Annotated in this window: 11 protein-coding genes; 2 read left to right on the top strand and 9 right to left on the bottom strand. The window is 56.7% G+C overall.

The features are described from left to right. The first annotated feature begins 2 nt into the window (after positions 1-2). Positions 3-2,165, top strand: a complete 2,163-nt coding sequence (locus tag LDK53_RS01640; RefSeq protein WP_225283689.1) for a bifunctional diguanylate cyclase/phosphodiesterase — start codon at positions 3-5, stop codon at positions 2,163-2,165. 1 nt (position 2,166) lies between these two features. Here the strand turns inward: LDK53_RS01640 and LDK53_RS01645 are convergent, their stop codons facing one another. The 9 genes from LDK53_RS01645 to puuD form a co-directional block, all read right to left on the bottom strand. Then, a complete protein-coding gene (locus tag LDK53_RS01645) occupies positions 2,167-2,988 on the bottom strand; it encodes a trypsin-like serine peptidase (RefSeq protein WP_045284891.1) in 822 nt (273 codons plus the stop codon). A gap of 278 nt (positions 2,989-3,266) precedes the next feature. Continuing rightward, on the bottom strand, positions 3,267-3,659 hold the full coding sequence (asr, locus tag LDK53_RS01650; RefSeq protein ID WP_045284890.1) for an acid resistance repetitive basic protein Asr: 393 nt from the start codon (positions 3,657-3,659) through the stop codon (positions 3,267-3,269). Between the two features lie 166 nt (positions 3,660-3,825). Then, on the bottom strand, positions 3,826-4,365 hold the full coding sequence (locus LDK53_RS01655; RefSeq protein ID WP_412174819.1) for a thioredoxin fold domain-containing protein: 540 nt from the start codon (positions 4,363-4,365) through the stop codon (positions 3,826-3,828). Positions 4,366-4,528: 163 nt separating this feature from the next. Continuing rightward, on the bottom strand, positions 4,529-6,016 hold the full coding sequence (locus LDK53_RS01660) for a carboxypeptidase M32 (protein WP_225283699.1): 1,488 nt from the start codon (positions 6,014-6,016) through the stop codon (positions 4,529-4,531). A gap of 149 nt (positions 6,017-6,165) precedes the next feature. Continuing rightward, positions 6,166-7,437, bottom strand: a complete 1,272-nt coding sequence (puuE, locus tag LDK53_RS01665; RefSeq protein WP_045284887.1) for a 4-aminobutyrate transaminase — start codon at positions 7,435-7,437, stop codon at positions 6,166-6,168. A 24-nt stretch (positions 7,438-7,461) separates the two neighbouring features. After that, on the bottom strand, positions 7,462-8,742 hold the full coding sequence (locus LDK53_RS01670; RefSeq protein WP_094917587.1) for an NAD(P)/FAD-dependent oxidoreductase: 1,281 nt from the start codon (positions 8,740-8,742) through the stop codon (positions 7,462-7,464). After that, a complete protein-coding gene (gene puuC / locus LDK53_RS01675) occupies positions 8,739-10,232 on the bottom strand; it encodes an aldehyde dehydrogenase PuuC (RefSeq protein ID WP_225283710.1) in 1,494 nt (497 codons plus the stop codon). The genes LDK53_RS01670 and puuC overlap by 4 nt, the downstream gene beginning before the upstream one ends. A 157-nt stretch (positions 10,233-10,389) precedes the next feature. Beyond that, positions 10,390-10,947 carry an HTH-type transcriptional regulator PuuR gene (gene puuR / locus LDK53_RS01680; protein WP_008502454.1) on the bottom strand — a complete coding sequence of 186 codons (558 nt, stop codon included), beginning with the start codon at positions 10,945-10,947 and terminating at the stop codon, positions 10,390-10,392. Positions 10,948-10,972: 25 nt separating this feature from the next. Beyond that, on the bottom strand, positions 10,973-11,737 hold the full coding sequence (puuD, locus tag LDK53_RS01685) for a gamma-glutamyl-gamma-aminobutyrate hydrolase (RefSeq protein ID WP_225283712.1): 765 nt from the start codon (positions 11,735-11,737) through the stop codon (positions 10,973-10,975). 214 nt (positions 11,738-11,951) lie between these two features. On the opposite strand from puuD, the gene LDK53_RS01690 reads away from it, so the two are divergent. After that, positions 11,952-13,370, top strand: a complete 1,419-nt coding sequence (locus LDK53_RS01690; RefSeq protein ID WP_225283720.1) for a glutamine synthetase family protein — start codon at positions 11,952-11,954, stop codon at positions 13,368-13,370. The last annotated feature ends 99 nt before the right edge of the window (positions 13,371-13,469 follow it).

The raw sequence follows: 13,469 nt of genomic DNA on the forward strand, positions 1-13,469 counted from the left end.
TGATGTATCGCACATTAAGCTGGCGCAATATTCCCAATGCGAGAACGTTGTTTGCCATGGTCTTCATGGCGGGGATCGGCTTAATTATCTCCATCGTCGCACTTCTCTATCTTTCCCTGCACCTAATCAGTACCAAAACCAATGAAATTGATGAACACCGCACGGCGCTTTCCGTGCAGGGCGCCATTCAGACATCGGTGAATCGCGTCTCCTCGCTGGTGCTTGATAACGCCGTCTGGGACGATGCGGTGCGGGAGGCTTACCGCTCCACGCTGGATACCGACTGGTTGTACAACACCTGGGGCGCCGGATTTAAAATCAACAACCTCTATGACGGCACCTTCGTGCTGGATGAACATTTCAATGTCATCTGGGGATCGTTTAAAAGTCAGCCTTTTCAGGAGACGACGCTCGATTTTTTCGGCAAAGGCCTGAAAGCCCTCATTGACCAGCATGCGCGCGCCTTAGCGAGCGAGAAAAATATCTATGCCGGGATCAGCAAAACGCGAAGCGGCGTCGCCTTTGTGGGGATTGGGCTGATACGCCCAATGGTTGGACGATTGCGGGTGACCGATGGAACGCGCCGCTATCTGGTGATTACCCGTCACCTGAACGCCCGAATATTGTCTGACCTGGGGGCGACCTTTCAGATTGAGAACCTCAACTTTACGCCGGAAAAAATCAACGCGCTGAGTATGCCGCTGCGCAGCGCGGCAGGGGAGTTGGTAGGCTATTTGAACTGGCAGGCGCGGCTTCCGGGCGCGCAGGCCGCCCGGGCGGCCTCTTCTGACATCAGACAGATTGTGGTGCTGGCCTCGGCTCTGATCCTGCTGTTTATTCTGGTGAGCAGCGTGGGGCTGTACAAGCTTGCTCGCGGAGAGAGTCTGGCGCGTCTGGTCGCCAGAACGGACTGGCTAAGCCGTCTGCCGAACCGGCGTGCGCTCATTGAAGCGCTGGACCGGGTGAGTTTACGGGGGGATATCGACGTCAAAAGCGTGGTGTTCATCGATCTGGATGGCTTTAAAGACGTCAATGATATCTACGGTCACAGCGTGGGTGACGATCTCATTGTGGCGATTGCGAAAACACTGAATGAACGCGTGCCGCCCGGCGGAATGCTGGCGCGAATGGGCGGGGATGAATTTGCCATGACCATTGGCGGAGATAACGCGGAGGCCCGGGCCGCCGCGTTTGCCGTTTCGGTGCTGGACGCGTTCGCCACCCCGATTCAGCTGGGGGAACGCACAATCCATATGGGAGCCAGCATCGGTATCGCCAGCGGAACCCTGATTGAATGCACCAGCTCCGAGCTGTTTCGTCGCGCCGATATTGCCATGTATCATTCCAAAATGAGCGGGAAAGGGCGGATTACCCACTACGACGCCGAACTGAACAGCGCCCGTGAACGCAAGCTGGCGATTGAGAATCAGATCCGTAACGGTCTGGAGCGTGATGAGTTCGAGGTCTGGTATCAGCCGATTATTGACGCCCACAGCCAGAAAATGAGCAGCGTCGAGGCGCTGGTCCGTTGGCCACGACGTCCGGAAGGGCCCCTGGGCCCGGATACCTTTATCACCATCGCGGAGACCAGTGGCCTGATTTACAAACTGGGGCAGTTTGTATTGCAGCGGGCCTGTCAGGATCTGCAGCCGTACAGTGACTTAACGCTCTCGGTTAATATCTCCCCCGCACAATTTCGCGATCCTGCCTTCGAAGAAAAAGTCGCCAGCGTGCTGGAGAGCACCGATTTTCCGGCCAACCGACTGCAGCTTGAGGTCACCGAGTCCTATGTGCTGGAAAACCCGGAGCGTGCCCGTATGGCAATAGCCAACCTGAAAGCGTTGGGTATCGCGGTAGCGCTGGATGACTTTGGCACCGGTTATTCAAGCATTGGCTATTTAAGGCGTTTCAACTTTGACACCATCAAGATCGATAAGTCGCTGGCGGGGCTGGTAGACAATGATGAACAGGCGGCCGCGCTGGTGAGCGGCACGGTGCGGATCGCCAATGCGCTGGGCATGGCGGTGGTTGCAGAAGGGGTCGAAACCGAAAAGCAAATGAAACTCCTGCGGCTGGCTGGCTGCGATCAGCTGCAGGGTTTTTGGTTCAGCCAGCCCATTCCGATAGAGTCAATCAAGGCGTTACATCAGGTCAGACGGTGCTGATTTACTGCTGCGCCAGCGCTTCCAGCTGGTCGCGAAAACCGGTGACGGACAGGGCCCGGTTATCGGCACGCCAGCGGTCTTTCGCCGCCGGGGCGGAGCTCTGAACACCGATCAACTGCCAGCCGTTTTCCGTTTTCAACATCAGCGGTGAGCCGCTATCGCCTGGTAACGTATCGCACTGGTGAGAGAGTACGCTGGTTTGTGCCCAGCCGGTCACAATGCAGTCGGTGTGCGTGTAAAGCGTATCCAGATGATCGACAGGATAGCCTGATTGCGTCACCTTGCGGTCGGCGGCTTTCAGCGCGGCGGTAAGGGCGGCTTTATCACCGTCAAATAACGGCAGTGGCGTAATACCTGAAGGCGGGTAGCGTAAAACGATCAGGCCAAAGTCCCATGAGGCGGCGCCGGGTGGCACAATCCAGCCGTCACCATCCGGTTTCAGGCGTTTGCCGAGAGAGGGATCCACCCGGCCTTCAATGCCGTGGATTTCATAGCGCCAGGTGCCTTTTTGCGACACAAAGCGCAAGGCAACTGCTTTATCCGGCTTGCCGTTTGGCGGCGTTAACAGACAGTGGCCTGCCGTCAGGGCAAGCTGCGGGGTAATCAACGTGGCGGTACATAAGTTACCGCTGGCGGTTTCCAGCTGACCTATAGCATCCCAGGGAGCCTGGGTGGGATCGGCGACGCGCGTGCGGTCGTCATGACCGAAAAAAAGCGTCTTTAGCTCTTTCGCGCTAATGGTGTCATCACCGCCATCATCCGCATGTGAGAATCCAGAAAAAAGACCAAACGTTCCCAGTAACAACACAACAGATTTACGCATATCACACTCTGGTGGGGGTAATTATGATTATTAAAAGTGAACCCTATGAAAATACTATAGACGGGACAGCGCTAAAGTGGGAGTAAAATCAGCGTGCTACATTCAGGAAAGATAAAAATGGCTGGCGATGAGCGCGCATAAAATAAGCAGGATCAGAATCAGCTCAAACCGATAGCGTCGCAGCATACGCCCTCCGGATAAAAAAACGGCGCGGAACCTTTTCCGGTTCAGCGCCGGTTTACCAACGTGCCCCGAAGGGCACGGTTAAGCTTGTACTCTTACGCAGCTGGCTGTGCAGCTGGTTTAGCAGCTTCGTGTTTTACTGCTTTTTTGTGGTGCTTTTTAGCAGCCTGCGCTTTCTGTTCTACAGCCGGTTTGGTCGCTTTTTTGTGGTGCTTTTTAGCGGCCTGCGCTTTCTGCTCTACAGCTGGCTTAGTCGCGTCTTGTTTTACGGCTTTTTTGTGGTGCTTTTTAGCCGCTTGCGCTTTTTGCTCAGCAGCTGGTTTAGCGGCTTTATGATGTTTCTTGTGGTGTACCGCTTTTGCAGGCGCAGCGGTGGTGGTTGCAGCTGGCGCAGCGGCAGCTGGAGCAGTTGCAGTAGTCTCAGCAGCGAACGCAGCAGAAGACAGACCCATAGCAGCGGCAACAACCAGAGCTAATACTTTATTCATGTTCATACCCTCGAATTTGGTTTTTCATTTAACCCCACTGCGGGGCCGTTGAGATAACTATATCCCTGTAATTTCGGGGTTTCCGTGAGTGATTGGTATCGGCGTGTAACGGAATGTACAAAGGGGGAGAAGCGTGTACGAACAGGCCCGTTCGTACACGTGAGGGCTATTTCTTTAACGCAGCCAGAATTGCAGCCGGTGGCTGGCTACCAGCAATCGAGCGTGATTCAGGCTCAATGACCACCATGAACGGTGTGATGTTGATGCCCAGCCTTTCAGCCAGCGCAGACTGGCGAGCGATCCGGTCGGAACAGGCCTGCGTTGTGTCGTTATCCGGTAAAAAACCCGTCATCGCTTTTTGCAGGCTTTTGACCCTGTCGGTTGAACACCAGACGCGCCCCATATCCTCAATGACCGAGTCGCGAATAGCGTCGGGGGCAACGGTCAAAAACGACATGGTCAAACCGGCATCCGTATACTGCCTGACGTTTTTCACCACGTTGCTGCAGTAGATGCACTGGTTATCAATAAACACCAGTAGCTTGTATTTTTCTGCGGGAGCCTGAAATGTGATGGGCTGGAGGTCAGCGAGAGAGTGGGTGATATCGTTATATGCTTCTTGCGGAGTGTTATCCACGGCCGCGAAGGTGCTTAAACTCGTCGCACACAGTACGGCTAACGCCATCGTTTTCATTATGCCTTTCATTAATCATCCCTTTATTTATTGTTAACCCTGGCCTGATTGCGGTGTATTTATATGGCCAGGATTTAACTACATACCTTAAGTGCGCTCGGAAAGAAATGTGCAAAATCATCTTATTATGCAGAAGGGCAAGGAAAGTGCCGGAGCGCGCTCCGGCAGAAGGGAATTACAAATAACGTGAAGTGAGATGTTCGCGGAAGTAACGGATATTGAGATCTTCTCCCGTCGCCAGGGTAATCAACTGCGAGGTGGTAAAGCGGCTGCCATGCTGCCAGATGTTCTGGCGCAACCAGTCAAACAGCGCCGAAAAATCACCTTCAGCGATTGAGGACTGCAGATCCGGAAGCGCCGTTTTCGCCGCATGGAACAGCTGTGCGGCATACATGGCCCCCAGCGTATACGACGGGAAGTAACCAAATCCACCGTCGGTCCAGTGAATATCCTGCATACAGCCGTTGCGGTAGTTGTCTTTGGTGGATAACCCAAGCCAGGCCTGCATTTTTTCGTCCCACAGGGCGGGAATGTCGTCCACCTCGATCTCGCCGTTGATCAGCGCGCGCTCAATCTCATAGCGCAGCACCACGTGCGCCGGGTAGCTCACCTCATCGGCATCCACGCGGATATAGCCCGGCTTCACGCGCTGGTTCCAGGCGATAAAGTTCTCTTCGCTGAACGCCGCCTGGCTGCCAAAGCGGGCGTGCACCGCAGGGAGAAGATGTTTAAGGAAGGCCTCGCTACGGCCAAGCTGCATTTCAAAGAACAGGCTTTGGGATTCGTGGATCGCGGTTGAGCGGGCGAGGGCAATCGGCTGTCCTGCCCAGGCGCGCGGCAGGTTTTGTTCGTAGCGCGCGTGTCCGGTTTCGTGGATCACGCCAAACAGCGCGCTGAGCAGTTCATCTTCGTCATAGCGCGTGGTGATGCGCACGTCCTCCGGTACGCCGCCGCAGAACGGGTGCGCACTCACGTCCAGGCGACCGCCGTTAAAATCGAAGCCGAGCATCTTCATCGCTTCCAGCCCCAGCTCGCGCTGTGTTGCCGTTGGGAAGGGGCCCTGCGGGGGAACAAACGACCGTTGAGCCTGTTTTTCCACCACGCTTGCCAGCAGGTCCGGCAGCCAGGATTTCATATCACCGAACAGAACGTCCAGACGGGCGCTGGTCATGTCGGGCTCAAAAATATCCAGCAGTGCGTCGTACGGTGTGCACCCTTTGTCTTCGGCCCGCAGGCGAGCCTCTTCGCGGCTGAGTTTGACCACCTCTTTCAGGTTGGTGGAAAATCCCTGCCAGTCATTAGCGGGACGCTGGGTGCGCCAGGCGTGTTCACACTTGCTCCCCGCCAGGGATTTGGCCTCCACCAGCGATTCCGGCAGCAGCGAGGCCTGCTGATATTGACGCGTCATTTCCCGCAGGTTGGCGCGTTCGACGTCATTCAGATCTTCACCTGCTGCCGCAGCCAGCAGATCGCCCACTTTCTTATCGGTCAGGATCTGGTGTTGCAGGACGCTCATTTCTGCCAGCGCTTCGCCGCGCGCGGCGCTGCCGCCAGGCGGCATCATGGTGAACATGTCCCAGCTGGCGATGGAGGAGAGGTGCGAGAAACGGGAGAGGCGCTGGAAGGTTTTCACAAGTGACTGATAGGCGGATATTTTTTGCAATTGTTTTTCCTCTTGCCAGGGATGTGTTTCAGGGAGCATACAATGAAACAGACCAAATTCCCCAACATTTCCCACACGGAGGAGATCTCTGCAGATCTCCTTCGCTGAAACCGTCGCCGGCATCCCGGCAGACGGTTTTCGCTGGGCACTTAGGCCTTATCACGCATAACCTGTTGCAGGATCGCCAGCGCCTGGGTGAACTGGGCATCCGGAATGGTCAGCGGATAAAGGAAACGGATCACGTTGCCATACTGGCCGCAGATCAATAACAGAAGGCCCTGAGCGAGAGCTTTTTGCTGGATCGCCTGCGCGATGGCGGCCGAAGGTTCACGGCTTTCGGGATCAAAAAACTCCGCCGCAATCATCGATCCTCTTCCCCTTATCGCCACGAGCGCGGGAAAGGTACCCTGGATCTCCTCCAGCGTGGCTTTCAGTCGATCGCCCAGATGACGGGCGCGCTCGCACAGCGACTCGTTGTCGATAATATTCAGCACCGCGTGCGCGGCGGCCACCGCAAGCGGGTTGCCTGCATAGGTCCCCCCCAGACCGCCGGGAGCTGGCGCGTCCATGATTTCGGCGCGACCCACCACGCCAGACAGCGGCATTCCGCCTGCCAGGCTTTTAGCCATCGTCATCAGGTCGGGCTTGTCGGCGTAGTGTTCCATGGCAAACAGTTTACCCGTACGGGCGAAGCCGCTCTGCACTTCGTCGGCAATCATCACGATCCCGTGCTCATCACAGATTCGGCGGATGGCGGCCACCAGCTCTGGCGGGGCGACGTTGAATCCGCCTTCCCCCTGGATGGGTTCAAAAATAATCGCCGCCACCTGTTTCGCCTCAATGTCCGCTTTGAACAGGCGTTCTATCGCCGTAATGGCATCCTGTGTCGTGATGCCGTGCAGCTCAGAGGGATACGGCACGTGATAAACCGACCCCGGGAAGGGGCCAAATCCCAGCTTATAAGGCGCGACCTTGCCGGTTAAGGCCATGGTCATATAGGTTCGGCCGTGAAAGCCTCCCCCGAAGGCAATCACACCCGGTCTGCCGGTGTGGGCCCGGGCGATTTTAATGGCGTTTTCCACCGCTTCTGCGCCCGTGGTGAAGAACGCCGTTTTAGCCGGGCTCTGGACCGGGGCCAGCTCGTTAAGTTTCTCGGCTAATGAAACATAGCTTTCATACGGCACAATCTGGTAGGCCGTGTGGGTGAACTGGTGAAGCTGTTTTTCCACTGCGGCCACCAGTTCAGGATGACGATGGCCGGTATTCAGCACCGCGATCCCGGCGGCGAAATCAATATAGTCGTTGCCTTCCACGTCGGTAAGGGTGGCATTCTCCGCCGTGCGGGCAAAGAAATTACACATTACGCCTACGCCGCGCGGGGTGGCAGAAAGTCTGCGCTGATGAAATTCCTGGTTACTCATGTCAGATACCCTTTTTCAAAACGATCATACGCCAAGACGATCGCGCAGGCTGTAATACGCCGCGCCCATCGCCGTAAATGGAATCCGCAGGCTGCGGCCGCCCGGGAAGGGGTAATGCGGGAGGTTGGCAAACGCATCAAAGCGCTCAGCGTCACCGCGCAACAGTTCCGAGATCAGCCGTCCGGCCAGGTGGGTGCAGGTCACGCCGTGGCCGCTGTAGCCCTGCATGTAATAGATGTTTTTATCCAGACGACCAAACTGCGGCATACGCGACAGGGTCAGCAGGAAGTTGCCTGTCCAGCGGTAGTCGATTTTGACGCCGGCCAGCTGAGGGAAGGTTTTCAGCAGCTTTGGCATCACCAGTCGCTCGACATCGTCCGGATCGCGTGCGCCATAGACTACGCCACCGCCGTACAGCAGGCGGTTGTCGGCGGTGAGACGATAGTAATCCAGCAGGTAGTTACAATCTTCCACGCAGTAGTTATTGGGGATCAGCGTGCGGGCTACCTCTTCCGGCAGCGGGGCGGTGGTCACCACCTGAGTGCCGCAGGGCATGCTGCGTTTTGCCAGTTCCGGTTCTATCTTATCGCCCAGATAGGCATTCCCGGCGACGATCACGTAGCGGGCCGTCACCTGACCATGCTGTGTGCTCACCACGGCGGGGCTGGTGTGCTGAATGGCGGTGACCGGGGACTGCTCATACACCCGCCCGCCGTTCAGGCGAATGGCGTCCGCTTCGCCGATCGCCAGGTTCAGCGGATGAATGTGTCCCCCGCTGCGGTCCAGCAGCGCGCCGGTATAGCGTTCGCTGTCGACTTCCCGACGGATGGCGTTGGCGTCCAGCAGCTCCAGCTGCGTGTTGCCGTAGCGTTCCCAGTTGGCTTTTTGCTCCTCCAGCGTTTCCAGCTGCTTATGGTTTAACGCCACAAACAACCCGCCGGGACGATAGTCGCACTGAATCTGATAGCGCTGGATACGCTCCCGGATGATCTCTCCGCCTTCAAACATCATGCTCCCGAGGACTCTGGCGGCATCGGGTCCGTAGTTTTTCTCAATCACGTCGATATCGCGGCTGTAGGAGTTAACCAACTGGCCGCCGTTGCGTCCGCTGGCGCCGAAGCCAATGCGCGCCCCTTCAAGGAGCACCACGTCGTAGCCCATTTCGGCGAGATGCAGCGCGGAGGAGAGGCCGGTATAGCCGCCGCCCACCACGCACACGTCACAGCTGATCGACTCGTTAAGCGTCGGGAAAGGTTCGTAAGCGTTCGCGCTGGCCGCGTAGTAGCTGGTGGTATGTTCGGTCATGATTGAGACTCCAGAGCAATCCAGATGGTTTTCAGTTCAGTAAATTTTTCGAGCGCGTGCAGGGACTTATCGCGACCGTTGCCGCTCTGCTTATAGCCGCCAAAGGGGACGGTCATATCACCGTCGTTATAGTTATTGACGAAGACCGAGCCTGCTTTCAGGCGGCGGCTCATGCGATGCGCGCGGGAGAGATCGCGGGTCCATAGCGCCGCGCCAAGCCCATATTCACTGTCGTTGGCCAGCGTTAAGGCTTCCTCTTCGGTTTTAAAACGGGTGACGACCAGCACTGGCCCGAAAATCTCGTCCCGGCACAGCGGGGAGTCAGGGTCGATGTCGACAAAAATGGTTGGACCGACTGCACAAGGCCACGATTGTTCCCGCCCGTCCAGCAGCAGCGTACCTTTCCGGGATCCCTCGCGAATAAATGTGTGGACGGTATCGGCGTGCCCGGCGTCGATGAGCATCCCCATCGTGTTGTCAGGGTCGAGCGGATCGCCCGGCTGCCAGTGACTGGCCTGCGCTTTCAGCCTTGCCAGAAAGTCATCGGCGATGCTGTCTTCAAGCAGCAGGCGGGTACCGGCGATACAGACTTGCCCCTGGTTGTAAAATATCCCGGCGGCGGTCGCGCTCACGGCCTTGTCCAGGTCCGGGCAGTCGGCAAAGATAATGTTGGCGCTCTTGCCGCCGGCCTCCAGCCAGACGCGCTTCATGTTGCTTTCTCCCGCGTCCTTTAACAGCTGCTTGCCGGTACGGGTTGAGCCGGTAAACGTCAGCACCTCAACCTCCGGATGCAGTGCCAGCGCCTGGCCCGCTTCGTGGCCGTAACCGCTTATCACATTCAGCACGCCGTCCGGCAGACCCGCCTCTTTCGCCAGCCCGGCCAGCCGCAGGGCGGTGAGCGGTGATTTCTCCGACGGTTTCAATACCACGCTATTGCCCGCGATCAGCGCCGGGCCCAGCTTCCAGCAGGCCAGCAGCAGCGGGAAGTTCCAGGGGACGATGGCCGCGACAACCCCGATCGGCTCGCGCACGATCATCGCCAGCTCGCCCGGACCCGTAGGCGCCACTTCGCCGTAGACTTTATCCGCCGCTTCGGCGTACCAGCGAATGGCGCGAGCCGCACCGGGAATATCGTCGCGCAGGCTGTGGCGGATGGGTTTACCGGTGTCCAGTGTTTCCAGCAAGGCCAGCTCTTCGCCGTGTCGTTCCATCAGATCGGCGAGCTTATTTAGCACGGCCTTGCGCTGCGCCGGCGACGCCTGCGACCAGTCACCGCGCTCAAATACCTCACGCGCGGCCTGAACCGCGCGGTCCACGTCCGCCTGCATGCCCCGGGCCACGTTCGCCAGCGTCTGTTGGGTAGCAGGATTGACGGTTGCAAACGTGGCATTATCGGCGGCGTCACAATAAACACCGTTAATAAATAACCGGGTCTCAATGGCGCTGTTTTTTGCTTTATCCTGCCAGTAAGTCAGGTGCTGAAAATGCATATTCACTCCTTTCTTTCGCAATCAGATAAATAAAGGCATGGCCGTTTCAGGCAATACGAAGCCGTGAGGCATCCCGGGAATTAACCCGTTGAATGCCGACATTGATCGTTTTTATTTGTCCCGGCGTAAGCGTGCTTACGCCGGGACTGAGTGGTTATTAGAACGTGGTGGGGGTGTGGGCACTGATAATGCGGCAGATGCCTGCCGAGGTGTTGCTGAAGCTGTGCGGTATGCCGGTATTGATGGCATAGCTCTGCCCCGCAACCAGGTGATATTGCTGGCCATTAATGGTCAATAATATTTCACCTTCCAGTATCGTACCGATCTCCTCACCCTGGTGTTTGATCCTCTCTCCGGTCGTGGTTCCAGGCTGGTAAGTTTCAAAAATCATCGCCAGCGTACGGTTCGGATTTCCGTTATGAACCAGCTTCATCGAAACCCCCTGACTGCCTATTTCGATAAGGTCTTCCTGATTAATAACCACCTGTGGTTCATCAGGTTTTTCCGGTTCCGAAAAGAATTCCGAGAGCGACAGCCCATAGACTTTCAGCAGCTTTTGTAGCGTACTGATGGCAGGACTGACTTTGTCCTGCTCAATGGTGCTGATGGCACTGTGTGTTAACCCAGACAGTTCGGCGGCACGCCGCTGCGAGAGACCCAGCTGCTGGCGGATCTCAGACAGACGTTTCCCTGGCGCCAGTCCGTCATCGCTCATAGTTGCATTTCCTTTACGGTAGTGGTCAAAGCCGTTGCTTCTCGGCAATGTGGCTTTGACAGGCGGTGATAAAACCTTCAAACAACATACGGGACAGGGCGTACTCGCTGCTGTTCCATTCGGGGTGCCATTGCACACCGAGGGCAAAAGGGTGGTCATGAACGCTAACCGCTTCGACCAGCCCGTCCGTCGAGCGGGCCTCCACGCGGAGCCGTGGTCCTAACGTTCGAGCACCTTGCCCGTGTAACGAGTTTACCCAAAATGTGTTACAGCCTGGTATTAATTGAGACAGCAGTCCTCCCTCCTGAACCTGAACTTCATGAGACGGGGCGTATTGTAGCTCAACCGGCAGTTCAGGATCTTCCCGGTGCTCAAGCAGGTCGTTCTGCTCGAACAGGCGGCGATACAGCGTCCCTCCCGTCGCAACAACCAGTTCCTGCAGCCCCCGGCAGATGGCGAAAATGGGGATGCGCCTTTCGAGCGCGGCGGCAATCAACGCCATACTCAGAAGATCTCGCCCGGGATCGGCGTTAGGCTCATCGCCGTTTTCACCATACAGGTGCGGCTGCACGTTACTGGGGCTGCCCGGAAGGTAAATCCCGTCCAGGGTGGGCAGCAGAGCGGTAATGAACTCTGGCTCCGCCAGCGCATGCGGTAAGGCAATAGGTAAGCCTCCCGCGTTAATAATGGCATTCAGGTACTTTTCTTGCAGGGTCTGGGTCTCATGACCCTTAAGCCTGTTTCTACACATCACCACGCCAATGACTGGCTTGTTCATTATATTTTCCATGATCGCCCTCACAAAGTGGACTAAATTTAGGCCATTATCGCCTGTTAAACGGCCTTTTCGTTCAATATTTTCTCAATCTAGCAACGGGATCTGCCTTTTGCAAACTTAATTTAACATTTGACAAACAAATTATTTGCATACAGATTCGATAGGGTGGACATTATATTTGACAGTCCAGAGCAGCGAACGCAAATCCCAAAAACGGTGGTAAATCATGGAAACCAATATCGTAGAAGTTGAGAACTTTGTGCAGCACACGGATGAGAGGCGGGGCAGCCCCTTCACACAGGAAGTGAAGCGCTATTTAGAAAAGTATCCTGACACCCAGTTTATTGATGTCCTCCTGACCGACCTGAACGGCTGTTTTCGCGGCAAACGCATCCCGGTTGCCGGGCTGAGCAAACTTGAAAAAGGCTGCTATTTCCCGGCATCGGTTTTCGCTATGGACATTTTAGGTAACGTAGTGGAAGAGGCGGGCCTGGGGCAGGAGCTCGGCGAGCCGGACTGTATCTGTGTGCCGGTGCCGGGCACCCTGACACCGTCCGCCGCCGACCCGGAATACATTGGTCAGGTGCAGCTCACCATGGTCGATGAAGATGGCGCTCCCTTTGACGTTGAGCCGCGGAACGTACTCAACCGACTCTGGCAGCAGCTGCGCCAGCGCGGTCTGTTCCCCGTGGTAGCGGTAGAGCTGGAGTTCTATTTACTTGACCGTAAACGCGATGCCGATGGCTATCTGCAGCCCCCCTGCGCGCCGGGCACCGACGTGCGTAACACTCAGAGTCAGGTCTACTCGGTTGATAATCTGAACCACTTTGCTGACGTGCTGAATGACATCGACGAACTGGCGCAGCTGCAGTTGATCCCCGCCGACGGGGCAGTGGCTGAGGCCTCCCCGGGCCAGTTTGAGATTAACCTGCACCATACGGAAAACGTGCTCGATGCCTGCGATGATGCGCTGGCGCTAAAACGTCTCGTCAGGCAGATGGCGGAAAAACATAAGATGCACGCCACGTTTATGGCAAAGCCGTATGAAGAGCATGCGGGCAGTGGGATGCATATCCACATCAGCATGCAAAACAACAGAGGTGAGAACGTGTTCGCAGACGCCAGCGGCGAGGATTCCGCGCTGCTGAAACGCGCGCTGGCCGGGATGATCGATCTGATGCCAGCGTCCATGGCGCTGCTGGCACCGAACGTCAACTCCTACCGCCGTTTCCAGCCGGGAATGTACGTGCCGACGCAGGCGTCATGGGGACACAATAATCGCACCGTTGCCCTGCGTATCCCCTGCGGCGATCGCCATAACCATCGGGTCGAATACCGGGTGGCGGGGGCAGACGCGAATCCGTATCTGGTGATGGCGGCGATTTTTGCCGGGATTTTACATGGTCTGGATAACGATTTACCCCTGCAGGAAGAAGTTGAAGGTAATGGTCTGGAGCAGGACGGACTGCCGTTCCCGATTCGTCAGAGCGATGCGCTGTGGGAATTTATGCAAAACGATCACCTTCGCGAGCGCCTGGGCGAACGTTTCTGCCACGTCTATCACGCCTGCAAAAATGATGAATTACTGCAGTTTGAACGCCTGATTACCGAAACGGAAATCGAGTGGATGCTGAAAAACGCCTGATGACGTGCCCCGGTAAGGGGCCGCTTTGTTTCATCGCGCACGTATCACCAAACGGCCTGCGCGGAGCCTGGCCGAACTGTTCGCTGGCACGCCAGCTAT

It is taken from the genome of Enterobacter sp. K16B (assembly GCF_020216105.1).
Lineage (GTDB): Bacteria > Pseudomonadota > Gammaproteobacteria > Enterobacterales > Enterobacteriaceae > Enterobacter > Enterobacter sichuanensis.